Source organism: Pseudomonas sp. 05N434, from assembly GCF_056396965.1.
This window is the reverse complement of record NZ_JBFTMK010000052.1, coordinates 1-24,581: the sequence shown is the minus strand read 5'-3', so window position 1 is coordinate 24,581 and position 24,581 is coordinate 1. Positions and strand designations below refer to the sequence as shown.

Below are 24,581 nucleotides of genomic sequence, written 5' to 3'. Positions count from 1 at the left end.
GTAGCGGGCGGCGCTGATCAAGTTGCTGCGCTCTTCCTGGGGGCAGATGATCGAATATTCTTTGTCGAGGATCTGCACGGTAACGCTATTGCTTGAACTCATGAGTCTTGCTCCAGGGCCTTGAGGCGCGAAATCATCGATTCGACCTTACGCCGGGCGATTTCATTTTTTTCAATGAGGTGCGCGCGTTCCTCGCGCCAGGTCTTTTCTTGAGCTAGTAAGAGTGCGTTTTGACTCTTTAGTTGCTCGACTCGGGTAATCAGCAGCTCGAGTCTGGCCATCAGCGCTTGCAGGTCGGTGTCTTCCATTGTGTCCACGTGTTCGTCTGATGGGAGGTAGCTGGCGGACAGCCTTTAATAGTCTTGGCGAGTCTGTCGATGTAGGATACAAGGCCTTCATTCTAGACATAGCGCCGTCTGGCGCCTAGCTACCCATGCCCATTCAGAATTCTCCGTACCAAGCCTTCGCCACCCTGCTGAGTACCAGCGGCCATCCCGTCTCGCCTGCCGAGTTGCACGGCCTGCTGCTCGGCCGTAGCTGCGCCGGTGCCGGTTTCGATGCCGACAGCTGGCTGGCAGACGCCGCCGAGCTGCTCGAAGGCGAGCCGCAAGACAACGTTCGCAACGCCTTGATCGGCCTGCAAGAGATGGTCAAGGGCGAGCTTACCAGCGACGACATGACCGTTGTTCTGCTGCTGCCGAGCGACGACGCGCCGCTCACCGAGCGCGCAGCCGCGCTGGGCCAGTGGTGCCAGGGCTTTCTCACTGGCTTCGGCCTGACCCGTCGCGAATATGCCCTCAGCGCTGAAGCGACTGAAGTGCTGCAGGATCTGGCCGCCATTTCTCAGGTGCAAGACGCCCTGGAAGAGTCCGACGACGGCGAAAGCGACTACATGGAAGTCATGGAGTACCTGCGCGTCGCACCGTTGCTGCTGTTCACTGAAACCAAGAAAACCGACGAAGCAGCCGCCAAACCGTCGTTGCATTAATCGCGAGCCAGGAAAAGCCATCTGCCCATGATTCATATCCCGAAATCGGAATACAGCCGTCGCCGCAAGGCCCTGATGGCGCAGATGGAACCCAACAGCATCGCCATCCTGCCCGCCGCCGCGGTTGCCATTCGCAACCGTGACGTCGAGCACGTTTACCGTCAGGACAGCGACTTCCAGTACCTCAGCGGCTTTCCCGAGCCTCAGGCCGTTATCGTTTTGATTCCCGGTCGCGAACATGGCGAGTACATCCTGTTCTGCCGTGAACGCAATGCCGAGCGTGAGCTGTGGGACGGCCTGCGCGCCGGCCAGGAAGGCGCGATCCGCGACTTCGGCGCCGACGACGCTTTCCCCATTACCGACATCGACGACATCCTGCCGGGCCTGATCGAAGGCCGCGACCGGGTGTATTCGGCCATGGGCAGCAATCCGGAATTCGATCGACATCTGATGGACTGGATCAACGTGATCCGCTCCAAGGCGAATCTCGGTGCCCAGCCGCCGAACGAATTCGTTGCCCTGGATCATCTGCTGCACGACATGCGCCTGTATAAATCGGCGGCAGAAGTGAAGGTGATGCGCGAAGCCGCGCGGATTTCCGCCCAGGCGCATATCCGGGCGATGCAGGCCAGCCGTGCCGGTTTGCATGAGTTCAGCCTCGAAGCCGAGCTCGATTACGAGTTCCGCAAGGGCGGGGCGAAGATGCCGGCCTATGGCTCGATCGTCGCCGCCGGGCGCAACAGCTGCATCCTGCATTACCAGCAGAATGACGCGGTGCTCAAAGATGGCGATCTGGTGCTGATCGACGCCGGTTGCGAGATCGACTGCTATGCCAGCGACATCACCCGCACCTGGCCGGTCAACGGCAAGTATTCACCGGAACAGAAGGCGATCTACGAGCTGGTGCTGGCTTCCCAGGAAGCGGCGTTWGCCGAAATCGCACCGAACAAACACTGGAATCAGGCGCATGAAGCCACGGTTCGCGTCATTACCGCGGGCCTTGTGAAGTTGGGCCTGTTGCAGGGCGAGGTCGATGAACTGATCGCCAGCGAAGCCTACAAGGCGTTTTACATGCACCRCGCCGGCCACTGGCTGGGCATGGATGTGCATGATGTCGGCGAGTACAAGGTCGGCGGCGAATGGCGCGTGCTGGAAGTCGGCATGGCGCTGACGGTCGAGCCGGGCATCTACATTGCCCCGGACAACCAGAACGTGGCGAAGAAATGGCGCGGCATTGGCGTGCGCATTGAGGACGACGTGGTGGTCACCAAAACCGGTTGTGAAATCCTGACGAACGGCGTGCCGAAAACGGTCGCCGAAATCGAGGCCCTGATGGCCGCCGCACGGACACAAGCGGCATGAGTCGAGTCAATCTGGCAATCATCGGCGGCGGCCTGGTTGGCGCCAGCCTTGCGTTGGCGTTACAGGCCGGGGCCAAGGCCCGTGGCTGGAAGATCGTGCTGATCGAACCCTTTGCCCCCGGCGATACGTACCAACCGAGCTATGACGCTCGCTCTTCAGCGTTGTCGTTCGGCGCCCGGCAGATTTATCAACGGCTGGGCGTGTGGCAGGAAATTTCCCGCCGCGCCGAGCCGATCAAGCAGATTCATGTCTCCGACCGTGGGCGTTTTTCCACGGCGCGGTTGTCGGCSATGGAAGAGGGCGTTCCRGCMCTSGGYTAYGTGGTGGAAAACGCCTGGCTSGGCCAATGCCTCTGGCASRGSCTGGACAAGGACGTGATCAGTTGGCGTTGCCCGGCGGAAGTCACCGCCATGGAGCCGCTGACCGACGGCTATCGCCTGACGCTCAACGATGAAACCCTGGTGGAATGCGACCTCGCGGTGTTGGCCGATGGCGGCCGTTCGGGCCTGCGTGAACAGCTGGGGATCGGCATCAAGAAGCGCCCGTACAACCAGAGCGCGCTGATCGCCAACATCACTCCGAGCGAAGCGCACAACGGCATGGCCTTCGAACGCTTCACTGACGACGGCCCAATGGCTTTGTTGCCGCTGCCGGAAAACCGCTGCGCCCTGGTCTGGACCCGTCTGGGCATGGACGCGCAACGGTTGGCGGCCCTTGATGACCGCAGCTTTCTCAACGAGTTGCAGGGCGTGTTCGGTTATCGCCTCGGCACGCTGAAACAGGTCGGCGCCCGCAATTTATATCCGCTGTCGCTGATCGAAGCCGAGGAGCAAGTCCGCCCACATCTGGCGATCCTCGGCAACGCCGCGCACAGCCTGCACCCGATTGCCGGACAAGGCTTCAACCTGTCCCTGCGCGATGCCCAGGCCTTGGCCGACACCTTGCTGAGCAGCGAGACCGCGCTCGGCGATTTCACCACGTTGCAGGCTTATCGCGAGCGTCAGCGTCTGGACCAGAACCTGACCGTGGGCTTCTCCGATCAGGTCACCCGGTTGTTTGGCAGCACCCAGCCGCTGGTTTCCCTGGGGCGCAACATCGGCCTGCTCGGTCTCGATCTGCTGCCGCCGGCCAAGCGCTGGTTCGCCCGGCAGGCCATGGGCCTGGGTACACGTCCCGATGTTTAAGCGGGCGCACCTGCACATCAATATTCATGACGACGCGAGCACTTCGGTGACGCGCGTCGAGAGAACCCTTTACCTGCGGCTCAAGCCGCAAGAGAGACAGGCCTAAAGCATGGAAATGCGCGCAGATCTGCTGATTGTCGGGGCCGGAATGGTCGGCAGCGCCTTGGCGCTGGCGTTACAAAACAGTGGGCTCGAAGTCTTGCTGCTGGATGGCAGCCCCCTGAGCGTCAAACCCTTCGATGGTCAGGCGCCGTTCGAACCACGGGTGAGCGCCCTGTCGGCGGCCAGCCAACGAATACTCGAACGCCTGGGCGTGTGGGACGGCATCGCCAACCGGCGCAGCAGTCCTTACACCGACATGCACGTCTGGGATGGCAGCGGCACCGGGAAGATCCATTTCTCGGCGACCAGCGTACATGCCGACGTACTCGGGCATATCGTCGAGAACCGTGTGGTTCAGGACGCCTTGCTCGACCGGCTGCACGACTGCGACCTCGGGATGCTGGCCAACGCACGTCTAGAGCAGATGCGCCGTTCCGGTGACGATTGGCTGCTGACCCTGGCCGATGGCCGCACCTTGCGGGCACCGTTGGTGATCGCGGCGGATGGCGCCAACTCGGCGGTGCGGCGCCTGACCGGCATTGCGACCCGCGAATGGGATTACATGCACCACGCGATCGTCACCAGTGTGCGCTGTTCCAAACCGCATCAAATGACCGCGTGGCAGCGTTTCACCGACAACGGCCCGCTGGCGTTTCTGCCGCTGGAACGGGACGGTCAGCAGGATTGGTGCTCGATTGTCTGGTCGACCACGCCGAGCGAAGCCGAACGCCTGATGGYGCTGGACGACGAAAGCTTCTGCAAGGATCTGGAGCGGGCCTTTGAAGGCTGCCTCGGCACGGTGCTCAGCGCCGACCCGCGTCTTTGCGTGCCGCTGCGTCAGCGTCATGCCAAGCGTTACGTGGCAGAAGGTCTGGCGCTGATCGGCGACGCGGCCCACACCATCCATCCGCTGGCCGGACAGGGCGTGAACCTCGGTTTCCTCGATGCCGCAGTGCTGGCCGAAGTACTGCTGCAAGCGGCCGCGCGCGGTGAGCGGTTGGCGGATGTGAAAGTGCTCAGTCGCTATGAGCGTCGGCGCATGCCCCACAACCTGGCGTTGATGGCGGCGATGGAAGGGTTCGAACGGCTGTTCCAGGCCGATCCGTTGCCGGTGCGCTGGTTGCGCAATACCGGGTTGAAGATGGTCGACCAGATGCCCGAGGCCAAGGCGTTGTTCGTGCGCGAAGCGCTTGGGTTGATCGGGGATCTGCCGGCGTTGGCCAAGGCCTGAAGCCCCCTCGCCACATTGTCATTCATTCGATTGTGCAACATCTGGTAACTCCTCCACCCAGTGTTCGATTGAGAAGCGAAATGTGAGTCCTTATCATTTGGCCTCACTTCCCCATTTCGAGAGACCGCTTCCATGTTGGCACCCAAGCGTCTACTGACCGCACTGGCCCTGACCCTGATAGGCAGCACCGCCGCCCAGGCTGCCGACGAGGTGGTGGTTTACTCCTCGCGTATCGATGAGCTGATCAAACCGGTCTTCGATGCCTACACCCAGAAAACCGGCGTACAGGTGAAGTTCATCACCGACAAGGAAGCGCCGCTGATGCAGCGGATCAAGGCCGAGGGCGAAAACGCCACTGCCGACCTGCTGCTGACCGTCGATGCCGGCAACCTCTGGCAGGCCGAGCAGATGGGCATCCTCCAGCCGTTCACCTCCAAGGTGATCGACGCCAACATTCCGCTGCAATACCGCGCATCCTCCCATGCCTGGACTGGCTTGAGCCTGCGGGCGCGGACCATCGCCTACTCCACCGACCGGGTGAAACCCGGTGAGCTGACCACCTACGAGGCGCTGGCCGATAAACAGTGGGAAGGCCGCCTGTGCCTGCGCACGGCGAAGAAGGTCTACAACCAGTCCCTGACCGCCACCATGATCGAAGTCCATGGCGCCGAGAAAACCGAGAAGATCCTCAAAGGCTGGGTCAACAACCTGTCCACCGACGTGTTCTCCGACGACATCGCCGTGCTGGAAGCGATCAATGCCGGTCAGTGCGACGTCGGCATCGTCAACACTTACTACTATGGCCGTCTGCACAAGCAGAAGCCGGACCTGCCGGTGAAACTGTTCTGGCCGAATCAGGGCGACCGTGGCGTGCACGTCAACCTGTCGGGTATCGGCCTGACCAAACATGCACCGCACCCGGAAGCCGCCAAGGCGCTGGTGGAGTGGATGACCACGCCTGAAGCGCAGAAGATTTTCGCTGACGTGAACCAGGAGTTCCCGGCCAACCCTGCCGTTCAGCCTTCGGCTGAAGTCGCGAGCTGGGGCAAGTTCGTGGCCGATACCTTGCCAGTGGAAATCGCCGGCAAGCGTCAGGCTGAAGCGATTCGGATGATGGATCGGGTCGGCTGGAACTGAGTCTGCTGTTTTAAAGATCAAAAGATCGCAGCTTGCGGCAGCTCCTACCGGGTAAATACCATCCCGACGTAGGAGCTCCCGTAGGCTGCGATCTTTTTGCGGTTTGCATACACTTCGTTGATTTACCCGAGAGCTTTTCCTTGGCCCACCCCGCCCAACGCCGCTGGTATCCCCTGGTCTTCGCCATCGCTGCGCTGGTCCTGCTGCCCCTGAGCGTCCTGCTTCTTTCCTGGCAAACCATCGATCAGCAGATCTGGTCCCACCTGTGGGGTACGCAGATGCCGCGGCTGCTGGGCAATACCCTCACGCTGGTCGTCGGCGTTGGCATCGGCGTGACGCTGTTGGGCGTCAGCCTCGCCTGGCTCACCAGCCTCTGTGAGTTCCCGGGGCGGCGGTGGCTGGACTGGGCGTTGATGCTGYCGTTCGCGATTCCTGCCTACGTGCTGGCCTTCGTCTTCGTAGGCCTGCTGGATTTCGCCGGGCCGGTGCAAACCCTGTTGCGCGAATGGTTCGGCAGTGGTCTGAGGCTGCCGCGAGTGCGTTCCACCGGTGGCGTGATTCTGGTGCTGGTGCTGGTTTTCTATCCCTACGTTTACCTGTTGGCGCGCACTGCATTTCTGGCTCAGGGCAAAGGCCTGATGGAAGCGGCGCGAGTCCTTGGGCAATCCCCGTGGCAGGCGTTCTGGCGAGTGGCGTTGCCCATGGCTCGTCCGGCGATCGGCGCGGGGGTGGCGTTGGCGCTGATGGAAACCCTGGCGGATTTCGGTGCGGTGTCGGTGTTCAACTTCGATACGTTCACCACCGCCATTTACAAGACCTGGTACGGCTTTTTCAGTCTCTCCACCGCCGCGCAACTGGCCAGCCTGCTGCTGTTAGTGGTGATGGTGGTGTTATATGGCGAGCGCCGGGCTCGGGGAGCCAACCGGGCGGGCAACGAACGGCCGCGGGTCAAGGCGTTGTATCACCTGCATGGGGTCAAGGCGCTGGCGGCGATGAGCTGGTGTGGTCTGGTGTTCGCCTGCGCCTTCGTCATTCCCGTGCTGCAACTGCTGGTGTGGTTCTGGCAACGCGGGCGCTTCGATCTGGACGAGCGGTATGCCGGGCTGATCGTGCACACCCTGTACCTGGGCGGCATGGCGGCGTTGATCACCGTCAGCGTCGCGCTGCTGCTGGCGTTTGCCCGTCGATTGGCACCGACCCGGGCGATCCGTTCCGGCATCAGCCTGGCCAACCTCGGCTACGCACTGCCGGGCTCGGTATTGGCGGTATCGATCATGCTGGCGTTCAGTTATCTGGATCGCGAACTGGTGATTCCGCTGTCGGGCTGGCTTGGCGGCGCGGGCAAACCGTTGCTGCTGGGCAGTCTGTCGGYGTTGTTGCTGGCCTATCTGGTGCGATTCATCGCCGTGGCTTACGGGCCGCTGGAAAGCAGCTTGGCGCGTATACGGCCTTCTTTGCCCGAAGCAGCACGTAGCCTTGGCGTCAGTGGGCCACGACTGTTTTTCAAAGTGTATCTGCCGCTGCTGCTTCCGGGCACGTTGAGYGCTGCGTTGCTGGTGTTCGTCGACGTGCTCAAGGAAATGCCCGCGACCCTGCTGATGCGCCCGTTCGGCTGGGACACGCTGGCGGTGCGGATCTTTGAAATGACCAGCGAAGGCGAGTGGGCGAGGGCCTCGTTGCCGGCACTGACCCTGGTTCTGGTCGGGCTGTTGCCGGTCATCGGATTAATCAGAAGGTCGGCGCATCGAAACGGCTAGGTGTCAGTCCTACACCTTGCGGCTACAATGCGCGGCATTCGGTGCGGTCCGTCTTTCAGACCGGGTTGCTGAAATCGGCTGAAAGCCTTTATTTCAAGGCATTTCACCCCGTACAGCGGCTGTCCGCACCTTCGCCACGCCCGGAAGGAGAAACCCATGGGACAGCGCACGCCTCTGTATGACCTTCATCTCGCCCTCGGCGCGAAGATGGTCGATTTTGGCGGTTGGGATATGCCTCTGCATTACGGCTCGCAGGTCGAGGAACACCATCAGGTGCGCCGCGATTGCGGGGTTTTCGATGTATCCCATATGACCGTGATCGATGTCGACGGCCCCCAGGCCAAGGCCTGGCTGCAATACTTACTGGCCAACGACGTCGAGCGCCTGCACAGCCCCGGCCGTGCCTTGTACAGCGCCATGCTCAACGAGCACGGCGGTATCGTCGATGACATGATCGTCTATCGCCTCGATGACGGATATCGGCTGGTGGTCAACGCCTCCACCCGCAATCAGGACCTGGCCTGGATGCAGGCTCATCTCGGCGACTTCGATGTGCGGCTCAACGAGCGCTCCGAACTGGCGATGTTGGCCATTCAAGGGCCTCACGCCCGGCACAAGATTGCCGAACTGGTGACCCAGTCCCGCGCTACGTTGATCCAGCAGCTCAAACCTTTCGAAGGTCAGGCCGACGGTGACTGGTTCATCGCCCGCACCGGTTACACCGGTGAGGACGGTCTGGAAATCGTGCTGCCGGCCGATCAGGCGCCGGGGTTTTTCAACGATCTGGTGGGCGCAGGAATTTCCCCGATCGGCCTCGGGGCGCGCGATACCTTGCGGGTCGAAGCCGGCATGAACCTGTACGGTCAGGATATTCATCAAGACGTTTCGCCATTGGCTTCCAACATGGCCTGGAGCATTGCCTGGGAACCGGCCACGCGCCAGTTCCTTGGCCGTACCGCCCTGGAGGCCGAGCAGGCCGCTGGCGTGCAGCACAAACTGGTCGGTCTGGTCCTTGAAGAACGTGGCGTTCTGCGGGCTCATCAGGTGGTTCGCATCGCCGATGTTGGCGAAGGGGAGATCACCAGTGGTAGTTTCTCTCCTACGCTTAGCAAGTCGATTGCACTGGCGCGCGTGCCGGCGGCCACCGCCGACCGCGCTGAAGTGGAAATCCGTGGCAAGTGGTACCCGGTTCGAGTGGTCAAGCCGACCTTCGTACGCCATGGCAAAACCTTGATCTAACCTTTTTTGGCGGTCAATGACTGCCGACATTTTTCTTGAGGACACAGAACATGAGCGAAATCCCTGTCGACCTGCGTTTTGCCGAAAGTCACGAATGGGCCCGTCTAGACCATGATGGCGGCGTGAAAGTGGGTATTTCAGACCATGCTCAGGAAGCCTTGGGTGATGTGGTGTTCGTCGAGCTGCCGGAAATCGGCAAAGTGTTCGCTGCCGGTGAGGCTGCGGGTGTCGTCGAGTCGGTCAAGGCTGCGTCGGATATCTACTCGCCGGTCTCCGGCACAGTCATTGCCGTCAACGAAGAGTTGGCCAACAGCCCGGAACTGGTCAACAGCGCGCCTTATGACAGCTGGTTCTTCAAACTCGAGCCAAGCGATACCTCTGAGCTGGACAAGCTGCTCGACCCGATGGGCTACAAGGCCGCCATCGGCGAGTAATGCCCGCTTTGCAGGAGCTGTCTTCGGCAGCTCCTGCAAAGGCCGAATCAAGTCCGCAAGACGGCTTTCACCGCGGCCACCGAACGCTCGACATCCGCTTTATCCATGGCCGTGAACATCGGCAGCGAGACGATCAGTCGTCCGACCCGTTCGGCGACCGGGAACATGCCTTCCTTGAACCCGCGTTCGCGGTAAAGACTCAGCAGGTGAATCGGTGGGTAGTGATAGCCGATACCCACTCCCAGTGCCTGCATCTGCTCCATGAAAGTAGCCCGTGCCGGTTTGCCATCCTGGCGTTCCGGGAGCACCAGTTGGAACAAATGCCAATTGCTGTTCTCGAAATCCGCCGGGGGCAGTTGAGCACCGTACTGCGCTTCGAAGTCCTCGCCGAAGCAAGCGAAGTAATGTTTGGCCAGCTCACGACGATGAGCGGTGATCGCTTCGATGTGGGCAAACTGCCCCAGGCCAATGGCTGCCGCGACATCGGTCATGTTGAACTTGCCGCCCAGCACATCAACGTCCAGCCCGTCGAAACCGCTGCGGGTGACGCCCTGCAAGCGGTACTTTTCCGCCAGCCGCGCTTCTTCGGCATTGTTCAGTACCAGGCAACCGCCCTCCGAACAGGTGACGTTCTTGTTCGCCTGGAAACTGAAGGACACGAAATCACCAGTCGCACCGATGCGCTGTCCGTTCCAGCTCGAACCCAATGCCTGGGCCGCGTCTTCCACCACTCGCAAACCGTGTTTTTTTGCAATCGCGTAAAGGCGCGTCATGTCCACGGGTAGTCCCGCGAGATACACCGGGATAATGGCTTTGGTGCGCGGGGTAATTGCTGCTTCAAGCTGCGCCAGGTCTATATTGCGAGTGACTGGGTCGATGTCGGCAAACACCGGCGTGGCGCCAACTTCCAGAATCACGTTGGCGGTGGCCACCCAGGAAATCGGCGTGGTGATCACTTCATCACCTGGTCCGACGCCGGCAATTCGCAATGCGATCTCCATGGTGCAGGTGCCGGAATTGAACGTACGCACTGGGCGCCCGCCGAAATATTCCGAGAGTTGCGCTTCAAAAGCCTGGACCTTGGGGCCGCTGGTAATCCAGCCCGAGCGCAGCACATCGCCGACAGCGGCAATCGTGGCTTCATCGATGGTGGGTTTGGAGAAGGGCAGGAAAGACAGTTGGCTCATAAATGTGGATACCCGATCAGCGAACGTTTGTAGGCGCCGAGCATAATGATCCGGATTGACCGACAGCGCCACGCCATCCGTGCCGGTATCGACTGCTATGCTGGTTTGACCGAGTTGCATCGACGCTGAGCGCCAGTCATGAGAGAGCCCGTCATGTCCCAGTTGCCGTCCTTGAGCCAGTTACGCGACCCCAATACCTTCCTGCGCCGCCACCTCGGGCCCGATGCCGCCGAGCAGCAGGCGATGCTCGACAGCCTGGGCCTTGGCAGCCGCGTTGAGTTGATCGAGCAGACGGTGCCGCCGGGAATCCGCCTCAACCGACCGCTGGACCTGCCGCCCGCCCTCGATGAGGTAACCGCACTGGCCAAACTGCGCGGCTACGCCGAACAGAACCAGGTCTGGACCAGCCTGATCGGCATGGGGTATCACGGCACCCTCACGCCGGCCGTCATCCTGCGCAACGTGCTGGAAAATCCCGGTTGGTACACCGCTTACACGCCTTACCAACCGGAGATTGCCCAAGGCCGGCTCGAAGCGCTGCTGAATTTCCAACAGCTGACCATCGACCTGACCGGTCTGGAACTGGCCAACGCCTCGCTGCTGGATGAAGCCACGGCGGCCGCCGAGGCCATGGCGCTGGCCAAGCGTGTCGCCAAGTCCAGAAGCAATCTGTTCTTCGTCGACGAAAACTGTCACCCGCAGACGATTTCCGTGGTGCAGACCCGGGCCGAAGGGTTCGGTTTCGACCTGGTCATCGACGCTGTGGATAACTTGAAGCAGCATCAAGTGTTCGGCGCGTTGCTGCAATATCCCGACACCCATGGCGAAATTCGCGACCTGCGTCCGCTGATCGATCATCTGCATGCCCAGCAAGCCTTGGCCTGCGTCGCCACCGACCTGCTCAGCCTGTTGTTGCTGACTCCGCCGGGAGAGTTGGGCGCCGATGTGGTGTTCGGTTCATCCCAGCGCTTCGGCGTGCCCATGGGGTACGGCGGCCCGCACGCGGCGTTTTTTGCCAGCCGCGACGAGTACAAACGCGCGATTCCCGGGCGGATCATCGGCGTGTCGAAAGATGCTCGCGGCAATGTCGCCCTGCGCATGGCCCTGCAAACCCGCGAGCAACACATTCGCCGGGAGAAGGCCAACTCGAATATCTGCACCGCCCAGGTGCTGCTGGCCAATATCGCCAGTTTCTATGCGGTCTACCATGGCCCGGAAGGGCTCAAAAATATTGCCCAGCGTGTCCATCGGCTGACCTGCATCCTCGCCGCCGGTCTGGAACGCCATGGCGTTACACGTGTGAACCAACAGTTCTTCGACACCCTGACCCTGGAGGTCGGTGGCACTCAGACCGCGATCATCGAAAGTGCCCAGGCGGCGCAGATCAACTTGCGCATTCTCGGTCGCGGGCGGTTGGGCCTGAGCCTCGACGAAACCAGTGACGAAACCACCGTGGCGAAACTGTTCGATGTGTTTCTCGGTGCCGATCATGGGCTCAACGTCGACGAACTGGATGCTGAGGCCCTGGCGTCCGGCATTCCTGCAGGATTGCAGCGCAGTACGCCTTATCTGCGTCATCCGGTGTTCAACGCCCATCACAGCGAAACCGAAATGCTGCGTTACTTGAAGCAGCTGGAAAACAAAGACCTGGCGCTCAATCAGTCGATGATCCCGCTGGGATCCTGCACCATGAAGCTCAATGCCACCAGCGAGATGATCCCGATCACCTGGCCGCAGTTCGCCAACCTGCACCCGTTCGTGCCGAAAGAGCAGGTGGTGGGTTATTCCTTGATGATCGAGGAACTGGAACGCTGGCTCTGCGCAATCACCGGTTTCGATGCGATCTGCATGCAGCCCAACTCGGGCGCCCAGGGCGAATACGCCGGGTTGCTGGCGATCCGCAAATATCACGAGAGCCGTCATCAGGGCGCGCGGGATATCTGCCTGATCCCGTCTTCGGCCCACGGCACCAACCCGGCCTCGGCGCAAATGGCCGGGATGCGGGTGGTGATCGTCGAGTGCGACGAGGCGGGTAATGTCGATCTGGAAGACCTTAAAGAAAAGGCCATCGAGGCGGGGGACAAACTCGCCTGCCTGATGGCGACTTATCCTTCGACCCATGGGGTTTACGAGGAAGGCATCAGCGAGATCTGTGAAGTTATCCACCGCCATGGCGGTCAGGTATACATGGATGGCGCCAACCTCAACGCGCAAGTCGGGTTGGCGCGGCCGGCAGACATCGGCGCCGACGTGTCGCACATGAACCTGCACAAGACGTTCTGTATTCCCCACGGCGGTGGGGGGCCGGGGATGGGCCCGATTGGTGTCCGGGCGCACTTGGCGCCGTTTGTCGCCAATCACCCGGTGGTGCCGATCGATGGCCCGCTGCCGGGGAATGGTGCGGTAAGCGCAGCCCCTTGGGGCAGTGCAAGCATTCTGCCGATCAGCTGGATGTACATCGCGATGATGGGGCCGCAACTGGCGGATGCGAGTGAGGTGGCGATCCTCGCCGCGAATTACCTGGCGCAGCATTTGTCCGGGGCGTTCCCGGTGCTTTACACCGGGCGCAACGAGCGCGTGGCCCACGAATGTATCCTCGACTTGCGTCCGCTCAAGGTGCTGACCGGGATCAGCGAAGAAGACGTTGCCAAACGCCTGATGGACTACGGCTTCCATGCGCCGACCATGTCATTCCCGGTGCCGGGGACGTTGATGGTCGAACCGACCGAGAGTGAATCGAAGGCGGAACTGGACCGTTTTATTGATGCGATGCTGAGCATTCGCGCGGAAATCAACGAGGTGCAGAACGGCAACTGGCCGGCGGAGGACAACCCGCTGAAGCGTTCGCCGCATACCCTGGCCGACATCACCGGTGTCTGGGAGCGGCCGTACAGCATCGAGCAGGCGGTGACGCCGGATGCACACACCAAGGCCCATAAGTACTGGCCGGTGGTGAACCGTGTGGACAATGTCTACGGCGATCGCAACCTGTTTTGCGCGTGTGTGCCGGTGGATGAATACCGCTGAAGTCACTCGCCCCGACAAATCAGGGGCGAAAAAATGCCGCTCATTTGGAGCGGCATTTTTTGTTCAGCAACGAACCTTACTTCGAGGCGATGGCATTCTTCGCCAGGATGGCGTTCGCCAGTTCCATGTCCGTGGCTTGCAGGCCAGGGTTTTCAGCGCGGACTTTCTGCATGGCGGCTTCCAGATAGGGGCCGCGAATGGCGCCGTCACTGGCGACAAAGCTACCGGCGTCGTCCTGGGCGGCGACGATCAGCTTGTGATCCCTGGAGGTCAGGTAGGACGTACCGGTGGTGGCACCGGAAGTAAGGACGTTACGCAAAAAGCTGTCATCAGCCATCGCCGAACCGACTTGAAGGGACAACACGGCGACGGTAGCGACAGCAAGTTTGAGACGCATAAAAGGTGACTCCAMTGGGTTTTAACTGCGGCCTTTGATTGCCAATAACCCAATCGAGTTCCGTGACGTTAGTCGGCCCGCTCCACCAGTAAAATCGCCCCTTGTTGTCCGATCACCCGAACACGGCTGCCAGGCGCGGCATCAGGCCCTCGGGCCATCCACACACCGTCGGCGACCTTGATCTTGCCACGGCCATCGACAATCGCTTCAGTGACCACGAACACCTTGCCGATCAGCTCTTGCCCTCGCAGGTTCAGGTTCGGCTGATCGCTGGCCCGCACCACACTGCGCTGACGTCTCCACCAGTACTCCATGGGCGGCGACCTCAGCCTTTCTTGCCGTCGAAGGTGGCCTTGACGATTTCGCCGATGCCGCCGACTGCACCAATCATCGAACCGGCTTCGAGCGGCATCAGGATCACTTTGCTGTTGTTGGCCGAGGCCAGTTTGCCCAAGGCATCAATGTACTTCTGTGCGACGAAGTAGTTGACCGCCTGCACGTTACCGCCGGCGATGGCTTCGGACACCACTTTGGTGGCCTGGGCTTCGGCCTGGGCCTGACGTTCCCGGGCCTCGGCTTCGAGGAACGCCGCCTGACGACTGCCCTCGGCTTCGAGAATCTGCGCCTGCTTCTTGCCTTCGGCGGTGAGGATCGCCGAGGCGCGCAAACCTTCGGCTTCCAGAATCTGTGCGCGCTTGATCCGCTCGGCTTTCATCTGGCCGGACATGGCGGCCATCAGGTCGGCGGGAGGGCTGATGTCCTTGATCTCGATCCGGGTGATCTTGATGCCCCACGGCGCAGTGGCTTCGTCGACGGTGCGCAGCAGTTTTTCGTTGATGTTGTCGCGCTGGCTGAGCATCGCGTCCAGCTCCATGGACCCGAGCACGGTGCGGATATTGGTTTGCAGCAAATTGCGCACGGCATGTTCGAGGTTGTTCACCTCGTAGGCGGCCTGGGCAGTATTGACCACCTGGAAGAAGCATACGGCGTCGATCTGCACGGTGGCGTTGTCGGCGGTGATGACTTCCTGGGGCGGAATGTCCAGCACGCTTTCCATCACGTTGATCTTGCGGCCGATGCGGTCCATCACCGGAATGATGATGCTCAGGCCTGGCTTGAGGGTGTTGGTGTAACGGCCGAAGCGTTCGACCGTCCATTCAAACCCTTGGGGCACCACTTTGAAGCCCATGAAAAGGATAGCCACGACCAGCGCGACGAAGAGAATCAGTGCAATGCCCATAACGGTCCCTGTCCAGCCTGGTTGAGTTGCGATGACCAGAGTGTAGGGCAAAAGGCTTGCTATGCGACTTCGGGGAGGTCATGGCCTATTTCTGCTCACTCTGCGGTGTCACCCGCAACACCTCTTCAATCGTGGTCAACCCCGCCGCCACTTTCTGCGCCCCCGACAAGCGCAAACTGCGCATGCCTTCCTTGAACGCCTGACGGCGGACCGCCAGCAAGTCGGTGTCGGGGTTGATCAGCGCTTTGATGCCATCCGTCAGCTGCATGATTTCGTAAACCCCGGCGCGACCGCGATAGCCGGTTTCGCGGCATTCCAGGCAACCGATGGCGCGCTGGGCATTGGTCGGCAGTGGCGCTTGCCAAGGCCGGGTCAGGGTTTGCCAATCGTCTTCGCCCAACGTCAAGGGGGCCTTGCAGTGAGGGCATAACGTACGCACCAGACGCTGGGCCATGACCCCGAGCACCGTGGCCTTGATCAGGTAATGCGGCACGCCGAGTTCCAGCAGGCGGCTGATGGCGCTGGGGGCGTCGTTGGTGTGCAACGTCGACAGCACCAGGTGCCCGGTGAGTGCCGCCTGAATTGCCATCTCGGCGGTTTCGAGGTCGCGGATCTCGCCGATCATGATGATGTCCGGGTCTTGTCGCATCAGCGCGCGCACGCCGGCGGCAAAGGTCAGGTCGATGTTGTGCTGGACCTGCATCTGATTGAACGCCGGCTCGACCATTTCGATCGGGTCTTCAATGGTGCAGAGGTTGACCTCCGGCGTCGCCAGTTTTTTGAGGGTGGTGTACAGCGTGGTGGTCTTGCCCGAACCGGTTGGCCCGGTCACCAGAATGATGCCATTGGGCTGGCGGATCATGTCTTGCCAGCGGCGCAGGTCCTCGGCGGAGAAACCCAGTTGGTCGAAATCCTTGAGCAGCACTTCCGGGTCGAAGATCCGCATCACCATCTTCTCGCCGAACGCTGTCGGTAATGTCGACAACCGCAGCTCGACTTCGCCGCCGTCCGGGGTCTTGGTCTTGACCCGGCCGTCCTGGGGTTTGCGCTTTTCCGCAACGTTCATCCGCCCCAGGCTTTTCAGGCGGCTGACGATGGCCATGGTTACCTGCGGCGGGAATTGATAGACGTTGTGCAGCACGCCGTCGATGCGAAAGCGCACCGTGCCTTGCTCGCGCCGGGGTTCGATGTGGATATCGCTGGCCCGCTGCTGGAACGCGTATTGGAACAGCCAATCGACGATGTTGACGATGTGCGCATCGTTGGCGTCCGGCTCCTGGTCGCTGGCGCCGAGGTTGAGCAATTGTTCGAAGTTGCCCAGGTTGCTTGTCTTCTGATCGGCGTTGGTGGCGCCGGTGACTGATTTAGCCAGGCGGAAAAACTCCACGCTGAAGCGCTGGATATCCACCGGGTTGGCCACCACGCGCTTGATCGGCAGTTTCAATACGTGGGTCAGGTCGACTTCCCAGCCGCTGACGAAGGGCTGGGCGCTGGCCACGGTGACGGCATCGCGGTCGATGGCCACCGCCAGAATCTTGTGGCGTTGGGCGAAGGCATAGGACATCAGCGGCGTAATGGCGGCGACGTTGATTTTCAGTGGGTCGATGCGCAAGTAAGGCTGGCCGGCCTGCTGGGACAGCCACAGCGTCAGGCTTTCCAGATCGAGGTGTTTACCGGGACGGCTGAGGTCGTCCAGATGTTGGCTGGCGATGAACTCCAGCGGATGTTGCTGAGCATTGGTGGCGTGACGGCGGCGGGCGTTGAGTGCGTGTTCGGCAGAGTCCTGGCTGACAAAGCCCTGGGCGACCAGTTCACGCAGCAAATCGTTAAGGTCCAGCCAGCGGTCCTGAGTGGCAAGTTGAACGGACATGCGGGCTCCTTATGAACAACCGTTCGCAAAGGATAGCTGGGCACCCGCAGACCGTTGGGCCACTACCCGACCAACACGTGTCGGGTTTTTTCAGGGGAGGGGGTCAGCCCGCTGCCTGCGCCGGCTCCTGCCACGCCGAATCGGCCGCTTGCAGATTCACCGAGCAGACGCTGATCAGGTTACGCAGCTTTTCCGCGATCACCTGGGCTCGGTGCCAGCTCAGGCCGTCCATGACGATGTCGATCGATAGCAGATCGTCCAGGCGCTGCACGTTGACCTGCTGCGGCGTCAGAAACTGCAAGGCGAACAGATTGAGCGCGCGGCACAGCAGATCCGGCTCGGCCTCGGCCAGTAGTTGGTATTGAACGCGGCAGTGGGCGTTGCTGACGTTCCAGACATCGGCGCGGGCGGGCGCGGTGTTCACGGCTTCGAGGGGCGGCATGGTCGGGCTCCAAAATCATTGGAGGAATTTTTACATTCGGTGTGGGGTATTTCTTATCTATGATTGGGCTTATTGACGATTTATCGAATCGATCAATTCAATATCATATTAATTTCAGGTTTTTCTATGCATAGCGAGCTGGATGGCTACGACCGCAAGATTCTCGCGTTGCTGCAAGAGGACGCTTCGCTCTCCAGCGCGCAGATCGCCGAACAGGTGGGGCTCTCGCAGTCGCCCTGCTGGCGGCGGATTCAGCGGATGAAGGAGGAGGGGATCATTCGCGGTCAGGTGACGTTGCTTGACCGCAAGAAAATCGGCCTCAACACGCAAATCTTCGCCGAGATCAAACTCAACGCCCACGGGCGCTCGAACTTCACTGAGTTCACCGAAGCGATTCGCGGTTTCCCCGAAGTGCTGGAATGTTATGTGCTGATGGGATCGGTGGATTTCTTGTTGCGGATCGTCACGGCAGACATCGAGGCTTATGAGCGTTTCTTCTTCGAGAAACTGTCGATGGTGCCGGGGATACAGGAGGTCAACTCGATCGTGGCTTTGTCGGAAATCAAATCCACGACGAGTTTGCCGGTGTTGCGTTGATGATGTTCGAGGGCCTTTGTGGCGAGGGAGCTTGCTCCCGCTGGAGTGCGAAGCGCTCCTAATCCGGCCATTGCGGTATGCCAGACAAACCGCGATGCCCGGATTACGACTGCTTCGCAGCCGAACGGGAGCAAGCTCCCTCTCCACAGGTGTTACATGCGCAATAGCATTTTCCAGGCACGATTCTGATACACCGCAATCGCCTGCTGCTTACGCGCATCCAGCGACTCATCGGTGATCGGCTCGTTAGCTAGCAAGGCAAGCTGTTTCAGCTCACCGTACAGGCGATCCATTTCCGGGATGTCCAGCACGCTACGGGCGTGGTGCAGCCAGGCCTGGATACGCTCGATGCGCGGCAGTTGTTCGGCCAGGTCTTCCGGCTGTTGCTGGTAACGCTGCAGTTGCAGCGAGTTGGCTTCTTCGCCCAGAAGGCGTGGCAGCCAGCTGCCCAGTTGCGCGGCGCCCTGGCGATTGCCACGGGTGTTGCGATCGGCAGCCCAGGTACGGGCCAGCAACCAGCGCGAAGTGTTCAGCGAGAACAGGCCCCAGCGCGGATCTTCCAGCTCTTCGAGGAACTGCTCCGGCGCGGCTTTGCGCACGTCTTCGTCGTCCAGGCCGGCCTGTACCAGCGGGCGCCAGTCTTCCAGCAAGGCATCCAGCGCGACCCGCAGATCGTGAGTCGACTGACGCGGCGCGGCTTGACCGAGGCTACTGATCAGCGCGCGCATTTCAGCGAGGTTTTCGACCCAGTCCTGCAGCAGGCGCCAGTGGCCATTAAAGCGATATTGCTCGGCCAGGCGCTGGCTGCTGCCAAGCAAATGCCAGCACAAGGCGGCGAACGCATCGTCCAGTGGCATTTCGGCGGTGATCTGCGGCGCCGGCAAGCTCAGCGAGTAGCTGTTGGCGTCGAACAGGCGATAACCGCGTTCGGCCTTGCTGATGTCGCATGGCATCAGCGGCAGGGTCGCGGCCAGTTCGGCGGCCAGTTCCAGCAGTGCGGCCGGCTCGCCTTCGCGCAGTTCCAGTTCCAGCTCGCAGATTTCTTCTTTCTGCTTGCCGACCACCACGTGGCCCAGGTCCAGCGCGGCTTCGATGACCACTTTGGTCTTGCCACGGCCCCAGGCGATTTCCGCGCGTTCACGCACGAAATCGGTGGTGAAGATGGCTTTCAGGGTTTTCTTGTCCAGTTCGGCCAACTGCTCGGGCCAGCATTCGCCGTCGAGCTTCTTCACGTCGAGTTTGGCTTTGGGCAGGTGCCAGTCGTACTCGTGACGTTCGGACAGACCGGCGACGCTCTGGCCACGGGTCTTGAGGGTCTGAATCACTTCTTCGCCATCGCGGCGCAGGCGCAGGGCAACCTTGGCGCGGGCCAGGTCGCGCTCGGGCGTGTCGAAGTACTGGTTCATCAACTCACGGCGTTCCCAGCCACTTTTGTTGCGTTTCTTCAGTAACGGGTGCTCGCGCAGGGCGGCGAGGGTTTCGCGGCTGACGCGGAGTTTGATTTCGGTTTCTTTCTGCATGGCCGGAAAATCCAGGATCGGGAGCGCAGCCGGGGAAATGTGTGGCTGCCAAGGTCGTGCAGTGTACAGGACTCAAGGGTTGTAGGGTCTGTTGACGCTTGGTGACGGCCGCGACGGTTTATTCCTGTCACCGGATGGCTCTATGATGGACTTCAATTCGGGAGTTGGGAGTCAGCGATGCCTTTGCCGTCCATGAAAGATCAGTTCGCTGCGCTGATCGCCGCGCCGTCCGTCAGCTGTACCCAACCGAATCTGGATCAAACCAATCGGCCGGTCATCGACTTGTTGGCGACATGGCTCGGGGAGCTGGGTTTTGCCTGCGACATCCAGCAGGTCAGCCCCGGCAAGTTCAACCTGCTGGCCAGTTTCGGTTCCGGTCCCGGCGGCCTGGTGCTGGCCGGTCACAGCGATACGGTGCCGTACGACGCGGCGCTGTGGCAGACCGATCCGCTGAAACTGACGGAAGTGGACGGCCGTTGGGTGGGCCTGGGCAGTTGCGACATGAAGGGCTTTTTTGCCCTGGCCATCGAAGCCGTCAAACCCTTGCTCGAGCAACCATTCAAGCAACCCTTGCTGATTCTTGCGACCTGCGATGAAGAAAGCTCGATGTCCGGTGCGCGTGCCTTGGCCGAAGCCGGGCGGCCGCTAGGTCGTGCGGCGGTGATTGGCGAGCCGACGGGGTTGAAACCGATCCGTCTGCACAAAGGCGTGATGATGGAGCGCATCGACATCCTCGGTCAGAGCGGTCACTCCTCGGACCCGAGCCTGGGCCATAGCGCCCTTGAAGCCATGCACGATGCCATCGGCGAACTGCGCGGCTTGCGTCTGGCGTGGCAGCGGGAATTTCGTAATCCGCAGTTCAGTGTGCCGCAGCCGACGATGAATTTCGGCTGCATTCACGGTGGCGATAACCCCAACCGCATCTGCGGCCAGTGCTCGCTGGAATTTGACTTGCGTCCGCTGCCGGGCATGGACCCCAGTGCCCTGCGCGCGGCGATTTTGCAGAAGCTCAACCCTGTTGCCGCACGGCACCAGGTGAAGATCGATTACGCGCCATTGTTCCCCGAAGTGCCGCCATTCGAGCAGGCCGAGGACTCGGAATTGGTGAGGGTCGCCGAAAAGCTCACCGGCCATCGCGCCGAAGCAGTGGCGTTCGGCACAGAAGCGCCTTATCTTCAGCGCCTTGGCTGTGAAACACTGGTCTTGGGCCCCGGCGATATCGCCTGCGCCCACCAACCGGGGGAATACCTCGAAATGTCACGTTTGCAGCCTACCGTGCATCTATTACGTCAACTGATCGAACATTACTGCCTGACGCCGGCGTCGCTCGTATAAATTGCCAGTGTCACTACCCGTACTTATGAGGAGAGCGCGCGTGTCGCCAAGCCTGTTCCGACGATAACCATCAGCCCGCTGTGCGTTTACTGCGTTACTCTTTTTTCGGCTGCTATTTATTACAGGCCCAGGTTCATGCCCGAATACGTCAATTGGCTTCGTCACGCTTCGCCTTACATCAACGCCCACCGCGATTGCACCTTCGTCGTCATGCTGCCCGGCGACGGTGTGGAGCACCCGAACTTCGGCAATATCGTCCACGACCTGGTGCTGCTGCACAGCCTGGGCGTGCGACTGGTGCTGGTTCACGGTTCGCGTCCGCAAATTGAAACCCGCCTCGCTGCTCGCGGCCTGACCCCGCACTACCACCACGGCATGCGCATCACCGATGCGGCGACGCTGGAGTGCGTGATCGATGCGGTCGGCCAACTGCGCATCGCCATCGAAGCGCGGTTGTCCATGGACATGGCCTCGTCGCCGATGCAGGGCTCGCGCCTGCGGGTGGCCAGCGGCAATCTGGTCACTGCGCGGCCGATCGGCGTGCTCGAAGGTGTCGATTATCACCACACCGGCGAAGTGCGCCGGGTCGACCGCAAGGGCATCAATCGCCTGCTGGACGAACGCTCCATCGTGCTGTTGTCGCCGTTGGGTTACTCGCCGACCGGCGAAATCTTCAACCTCGCCTGCGAAGACGTCGCGACCCGCGCGGCCATCGACCTGGGCGCAGACAAGTTGCTGCTGTTCGGCGCCGAGCTCGGTCTGCTGGATGAACAGGGTCGTCTGGTTCGCGAGTTGCGTCCGCAACAAGTGCCGGCACACCTGCAACGCCTGGGCAGCAACTATCAGGCCGAGCTGCTGGATGCGGCCGCTGAGGCATGCCGGGGCGGTGTGGCGCGCAGTCATATCGTCAGCTACGCCGAAGACGGCGCGCTGCTGACCGAACTGTTCACCCGTGACGGTGGCGGTACGCTGGTGGCCCAGGAGCAATTCGAGGTGGTGCGCGAGGCGGCCATCGAGGACGTCGGCGGTTTGCTGGACTTGATCAGCCCGCTGGAAGAGCAGGGCATTCTGGTACGCCGTTCCCGCGAGGTGCTGGAGCGTGAGATCGAGCAGTTCAGTGTGGTCGAGCGTGAAGGCATGATTATCGCCTGCGCGGCGCTGTATCAGATTGCCGATTCGGATGCGGGGGAGCTGGCGTGCCTGGCGGTGAACCCGGAGTACCGTCATGGCGGTCGCGGTGATGAATTGCTGGAGCGCATCGAAACCCGCGCCCGGGCTCAGGGCCTGAAAACCCTGTTCGTGCTCACCACCCGGACCGCCCACTGGTTCCGTGAGCGGGGTTTCGTGCCGAGCAGCGTCGATCGCCTGCCGTCGGCGCGGGCGTCGCTTTACAACTATCAGCGTAATTCGAAGATTTTCGAAAAAGCCCTCTGACTGAGTGGCTGTGATCGTTCCCACGCTCCGCGTGGGAATGCAACCCGGGACGCTCCGCGTTCCATCGAGAGYCGAACGCAGAGCGTCCGAAGAGGCATTCCCACGCAGAGCGTGGGAACGATCATCACTCAGTGACGTATTTGGCGCTGACATACGGCGAATAATCCGGCAGCACCGTTTCTACCTTCCCTTGCTCCCGCAAGAACTTCGCCATCTCTCCAATCGTCTTCGTCGTGCCGCCAATGCACCGCGGTCTGCTGCGCGGCGCTGACCACTTACGAACCGCGATTGAAACGACGCCAATCGACTTTATGGCCTATGGTTTCTCGAATCGCCGTCGGCTCGAAGGCCTGCGGTGGGGGGGACGCCGGTTTGATAGCCGAACGCGAGCGTCGTCGCCTGAGTGGAAAGAGAAAATATTAGCGATACACAAACTGTAACAAATTGACTAGATAGTGCGCGTTTAGCCATGATGGCGTCGCCTTTTCGATAGGGATTGACGCGTACGGGATGTGCCAAAGCCAATGGGAATAAAAAAAGGCTGGTAAATACCCTTTAGGAATTAGCTTTTGGGCCAATGCCGTTATATCCGGTTCGATGAGCCGCCGGCAGGGACTCAATATTCGACGTTAGACCTTGGTCGTAGACACACATGGTTACGATTGACTTGGTAGTCACGGTCTGGCGCTAATCGCGCATCTGTGGATCCAGGGCTCTCGACCCAAGACCAAAGAACACAAAAATTAGAAAACGAGAGGAGCGAAACATGAATAAGTCCACCTTAGCCCTGGCTGTGGCCGTGGGGGTTTTGGCGCAGCAGGCAGGCGCAGCGGGTTTCCTGGAAGATAGCAAGGCTTCCGTCAGTTCTCGCACGATGTATTACGACGCTGACGTACGTGAAGGAGCGAGCACTCCTGCTAACAGACAGCGAGAAGCCGCTGAGGGTCTCAAGTTCGATTACCTGTCCGGGTTCACCCAGGGTACCGTTGGTTTCGGTATCGACGCCCAGGCACTGGTCGGCATCCATCTGGATGGCGGCAGGGGACATCACCCGCTCGGTAACAGCAACTCCTTCTTCCCGAGCGACGGCGACAGGTCCGCCGACGAGTGGAGTCGTCTGGATGGCAACGTCAAGGCGCGCTTCTCGAAGACCGAGGCCCACTTGGGTGGCGCTTTGGCACCTAACTTGCCGATCCTGATCGCGAACGACAGCCGTGTGCTGCCGCAGACCTTTGACGGTGGCACCATCACCTCGAAGGAAATTGACAATGTGACCTTCAACTTGGGTCAACTGGAGCACGCGTCGGGTCGCGCCTCCTCCAACAGAACTGGCCTGGCAGTCGCTGGCGGTACYCATGACAGCAACCAGTTCCGTTACGCCGGTGCTGACTGGAAAGTCACCAAAGACCTCACGCTGCAGTACTACTACGCGAACCTGGAAGACTACTACAAGCAGAACTTCCTCGGCCTGGTGCACGTCTACCCGATCGCCCCGAACCAGTCGTTCAAGACTGATATTCGTTATTTCGACAGCAGCTCCGATGGCAAGAACGGCGACGTCGGCTACCGCTTCAACAACAACAATGGCTACGCCAAGAATCCAGGCGAGGTCGATAACAAGACCTGGAGCGCGACGTTCACCTACACCCTGGGTGGCAGCGCGTTCCTGCTTGGTCATCAGCGTGTCAGCGATGACGGCGGCTTTGTCTTCTTGAACCAGGGCAGCCTGATCGATAGCAAAGGTCGTCCAGAAGGTGCCGGTGGCGCCAGCTTCTACTCGTTCACCGACGCCACCGTGGGCAGCTTCATCCGTGCCGGTGAAAACACCACGTACGGTCAGTACTCCTATGACTTCGCCTCACTGGGCGTGCCAGGTTTGAAAGCTTCGATTGCTTACCTCGATGGCCGAGACATCAAGGCAACCAACGGCGTGGGTAAAGACCTGAATGAGCACGAGACCGACGCGCGTGTGGACTACGTGATTCAAACGGGCCCACTCAAAGGGTTTGGCACGACTCTGCGTCACGGTACTTACAGCGGTAATACCAGCACCGCTGACCAAGACCAGACCCGTCTGATCTTCAACTACACCTACAGC

General features: G+C 60.9%; 21 protein-coding genes and 2 pseudogenes. 13 read left to right on the top strand and 10 right to left on the bottom strand.

Going from position 1 to position 24,581, the window contains the following annotated elements; translation table 11 throughout:
* On the bottom strand, positions 1-102 hold a 102-nt coding region (locus AC1DLB_RS05880; RefSeq protein ID WP_477784721.1), incomplete at its 3' end, for a cell division protein ZapA.
* Positions 99-308 carry a TIGR02449 family protein gene (locus AC1DLB_RS05875; RefSeq protein WP_007940359.1) on the bottom strand — a complete coding sequence of 70 codons (210 nt, stop codon included), beginning with the start codon at positions 306-308 and terminating at the stop codon, positions 99-101. The genes AC1DLB_RS05875 and AC1DLB_RS05880, both read right to left, overlap by 4 nt.
* A 125-nt stretch (positions 309-433) precedes the next feature.
* Here AC1DLB_RS05875 and AC1DLB_RS05870 point away from each other — a divergent pair, with 125 nt between their 5' ends.
* The 8 genes from AC1DLB_RS05870 (at position 434) to gcvH (ending at position 9,434) form a co-directional block, all read left to right on the top strand.
* Positions 434-988, top strand: coding sequence for a YecA/YgfB family protein (locus tag AC1DLB_RS05870; protein ID WP_007940361.1), 555 nt, complete (start codon positions 434-436; stop codon positions 986-988).
* 27 nt (positions 989-1,015) lie between these two features.
* Positions 1,016-2,350, top strand: a complete 1,335-nt coding sequence (pepP, locus tag AC1DLB_RS05865) for a Xaa-Pro aminopeptidase (RefSeq protein WP_477784719.1) — start codon at positions 1,016-1,018, stop codon at positions 2,348-2,350.
* Positions 2,347-3,534 (top strand): 2-octaprenyl-6-methoxyphenyl hydroxylase, encoded by a 1,188-nt coding sequence (ubiH, locus tag AC1DLB_RS05860; RefSeq protein ID WP_477784718.1) that lies wholly within the window; start codon positions 2,347-2,349, stop codon positions 3,532-3,534. The genes pepP and ubiH overlap by 4 nt, the downstream gene beginning before the upstream one ends.
* A gap of 115 nt (positions 3,535-3,649) precedes the next feature.
* Entirely contained in the window at positions 3,650-4,867 is a 1,218-nt protein-coding gene (locus tag AC1DLB_RS05855; protein WP_477784720.1) for a 2-octaprenyl-3-methyl-6-methoxy-1,4-benzoquinol hydroxylase, read from the top strand.
* Between the two features lie 132 nt (positions 4,868-4,999).
* Positions 5,000-6,004, top strand: coding sequence for an extracellular solute-binding protein (locus AC1DLB_RS05850; RefSeq protein WP_253417690.1), 1,005 nt, complete (start codon positions 5,000-5,002; stop codon positions 6,002-6,004).
* A gap of 140 nt (positions 6,005-6,144) precedes the next feature.
* Positions 6,145-7,761: an ABC transporter permease gene (locus tag AC1DLB_RS05845; RefSeq protein WP_477784717.1), complete on the top strand. Its 1,617-nt coding sequence runs from the start codon at positions 6,145-6,147 to the stop codon at positions 7,759-7,761.
* A gap of 156 nt (positions 7,762-7,917) precedes the next feature.
* A complete protein-coding gene (gcvT, locus tag AC1DLB_RS05840; RefSeq protein WP_413697668.1) occupies positions 7,918-9,000 on the top strand; it encodes a glycine cleavage system aminomethyltransferase GcvT in 1,083 nt (360 codons plus the stop codon).
* 50 nt (positions 9,001-9,050) lie between these two features.
* Positions 9,051-9,434 (top strand): glycine cleavage system protein GcvH, encoded by a 384-nt coding sequence (gene gcvH / locus AC1DLB_RS05835; RefSeq protein ID WP_138866476.1) that lies wholly within the window; start codon positions 9,051-9,053, stop codon positions 9,432-9,434.
* Positions 9,435-9,481: 47 nt separating this feature from the next.
* On the opposite strand, the gene AC1DLB_RS05830 is transcribed toward gcvH, so the two are convergent.
* Positions 9,482-10,621: a DegT/DnrJ/EryC1/StrS family aminotransferase gene (locus tag AC1DLB_RS05830; protein ID WP_477743602.1), complete on the bottom strand. Its 1,140-nt coding sequence runs from the start codon at positions 10,619-10,621 to the stop codon at positions 9,482-9,484.
* A 153-nt stretch (positions 10,622-10,774) separates the two neighbouring features.
* Here AC1DLB_RS05830 and gcvP point away from each other — a divergent pair, with 153 nt between their 5' ends.
* Positions 10,775-13,648 carry an aminomethyl-transferring glycine dehydrogenase gene (gcvP, locus tag AC1DLB_RS05825; protein WP_477743603.1) on the top strand — a complete coding sequence of 958 codons (2,874 nt, stop codon included), beginning with the start codon at positions 10,775-10,777 and terminating at the stop codon, positions 13,646-13,648.
* Between the two features lie 76 nt (positions 13,649-13,724).
* On the opposite strand, the gene AC1DLB_RS05820 is transcribed toward gcvP, so the two are convergent.
* The 5 genes and pseudogenes from AC1DLB_RS05820 to AC1DLB_RS05800 all read right to left on the bottom strand — a co-directional run bounded on the left by AC1DLB_RS05820 (position 13,725) and on the right by AC1DLB_RS05800 (position 17,597).
* Positions 13,725-14,045: a DUF2388 domain-containing protein gene (locus AC1DLB_RS05820; RefSeq protein WP_018927594.1), complete on the bottom strand. Its 321-nt coding sequence runs from the start codon at positions 14,043-14,045 to the stop codon at positions 13,725-13,727.
* Between the two features lie 68 nt (positions 14,046-14,113).
* Positions 14,114-14,353, bottom strand: a pseudogene (locus AC1DLB_RS05815) (NfeD family protein); the annotation flags it as partial.
* A gap of 17 nt (positions 14,354-14,370) precedes the next feature.
* Positions 14,371-15,285 (bottom strand): SPFH domain-containing protein, encoded by a 915-nt coding sequence (locus AC1DLB_RS05810; protein ID WP_477743604.1) that lies wholly within the window; start codon positions 15,283-15,285, stop codon positions 14,371-14,373.
* Between the two features lie 85 nt (positions 15,286-15,370).
* Positions 15,371-17,155, bottom strand: coding sequence for a type IV pilus assembly ATPase TfpB (gene tfpB, locus AC1DLB_RS05805; RefSeq protein ID WP_028939117.1), 1,785 nt, complete (start codon positions 17,153-17,155; stop codon positions 15,371-15,373).
* Between the two features lie 103 nt (positions 17,156-17,258).
* Entirely contained in the window at positions 17,259-17,597 is a 339-nt protein-coding gene (locus tag AC1DLB_RS05800; RefSeq protein WP_064621030.1) for a hypothetical protein, read from the bottom strand.
* Positions 17,598-17,723: 126 nt separating this feature from the next.
* Between AC1DLB_RS05800 and AC1DLB_RS05795 the strand changes: the two genes are divergently transcribed.
* Complete coding sequence (locus AC1DLB_RS05795) at positions 17,724-18,194, top strand: Lrp/AsnC family transcriptional regulator (RefSeq protein ID WP_018927598.1); 471 nt, start codon at positions 17,724-17,726, stop codon at positions 18,192-18,194.
* Positions 18,195-18,346: 152 nt separating this feature from the next.
* On the opposite strand, the gene AC1DLB_RS05790 is transcribed toward AC1DLB_RS05795, so the two are convergent.
* Positions 18,347-19,714, bottom strand: a complete 1,368-nt coding sequence (locus tag AC1DLB_RS05790) for a CYTH domain-containing protein (RefSeq protein ID WP_018927599.1) — start codon at positions 19,712-19,714, stop codon at positions 18,347-18,349.
* A gap of 177 nt (positions 19,715-19,891) precedes the next feature.
* On the opposite strand from AC1DLB_RS05790, the gene argE reads away from it, so the two are divergent.
* Both argE and argA read left to right on the top strand, forming a co-directional pair.
* Positions 19,892-21,049 carry an acetylornithine deacetylase gene (gene argE / locus AC1DLB_RS05785; protein ID WP_477743605.1) on the top strand — a complete coding sequence of 386 codons (1,158 nt, stop codon included), beginning with the start codon at positions 19,892-19,894 and terminating at the stop codon, positions 21,047-21,049.
* A 135-nt stretch (positions 21,050-21,184) separates the two neighbouring features.
* Complete coding sequence (gene argA, locus AC1DLB_RS05780) at positions 21,185-22,483, top strand: amino-acid N-acetyltransferase (RefSeq protein WP_019580550.1); 1,299 nt, start codon at positions 21,185-21,187, stop codon at positions 22,481-22,483.
* Positions 22,484-22,764: 281 nt separating this feature from the next.
* Here the strand turns inward: argA and tauA are convergent.
* Positions 22,765-22,954 (bottom strand): annotated as a pseudogene (tauA, locus tag AC1DLB_RS05775) (taurine ABC transporter substrate-binding protein); the annotation flags it as partial.
* 295 nt (positions 22,955-23,249) lie between these two features.
* Here tauA and AC1DLB_RS05770 point away from each other — a divergent pair.
* Positions 23,250-24,581, top strand: a 1,332-nt coding sequence (locus AC1DLB_RS05770; RefSeq protein ID WP_477784716.1) for an OprD family outer membrane porin, incomplete at its 3' end; no start/stop codon positions are given.

Bases quoted from the DNA above. Each gene is read 5' to 3' on its own strand.
- AC1DLB_RS05875 (WP_007940359.1), bottom strand. From the start codon at position 308: ATGGAAGACACCGACCTGCAAGCGCTGATGGCCAGACTCGAGCTGCTG.
- AC1DLB_RS05870 (WP_007940361.1), top strand. From the start codon at position 434: ATGCCCATTCAGAATTCTCCGTACCAAGCCTTCGCCACCCTGCTGAGT.
- AC1DLB_RS05850 (WP_253417690.1), top strand. From the start codon at position 5,000: ATGTTGGCACCCAAGCGTCTACTGACCGCACTGGCCCTGACCCTGATA.
- gcvT (WP_413697668.1), top strand. From the start codon at position 7,918: ATGGGACAGCGCACGCCTCTGTATGACCTTCATCTCGCCCTCGGCGCG.
- gcvH (WP_138866476.1), top strand. From the start codon at position 9,051: ATGAGCGAAATCCCTGTCGACCTGCGTTTTGCCGAAAGTCACGAATGG.
- AC1DLB_RS05830 (WP_477743602.1), bottom strand. From the start codon at position 10,621: ATGAGCCAACTGTCTTTCCTGCCCTTCTCCAAACCCACCATCGATGAA.
- gcvP (WP_477743603.1), top strand. From the start codon at position 10,775: ATGTCCCAGTTGCCGTCCTTGAGCCAGTTACGCGACCCCAATACCTTC.
- AC1DLB_RS05820 (WP_018927594.1), bottom strand. From the start codon at position 14,045: ATGCGTCTCAAACTTGCTGTCGCTACCGTCGCCGTGTTGTCCCTTCAA.
- AC1DLB_RS05810 (WP_477743604.1), bottom strand. From the start codon at position 15,285: ATGGGCATTGCACTGATTCTCTTCGTCGCGCTGGTCGTGGCTATCCTT.
- tfpB (WP_028939117.1), bottom strand. From the start codon at position 17,155: ATGTCCGTTCAACTTGCCACTCAGGACCGCTGGCTGGACCTTAACGAT.
- AC1DLB_RS05800 (WP_064621030.1), bottom strand. From the start codon at position 17,597: ATGCCGCCCCTCGAAGCCGTGAACACCGCGCCCGCCCGCGCCGATGTC.
- AC1DLB_RS05795 (WP_018927598.1), top strand. From the start codon at position 17,724: ATGCATAGCGAGCTGGATGGCTACGACCGCAAGATTCTCGCGTTGCTG.
- AC1DLB_RS05790 (WP_018927599.1), bottom strand. From the start codon at position 19,714: ATGCAGAAAGAAACCGAAATCAAACTCCGCGTCAGCCGCGAAACCCTC.
- argE (WP_477743605.1), top strand. From the start codon at position 19,892: ATGCCTTTGCCGTCCATGAAAGATCAGTTCGCTGCGCTGATCGCCGCG.
- argA (WP_019580550.1), top strand. From the start codon at position 21,185: ATGCCCGAATACGTCAATTGGCTTCGTCACGCTTCGCCTTACATCAAC.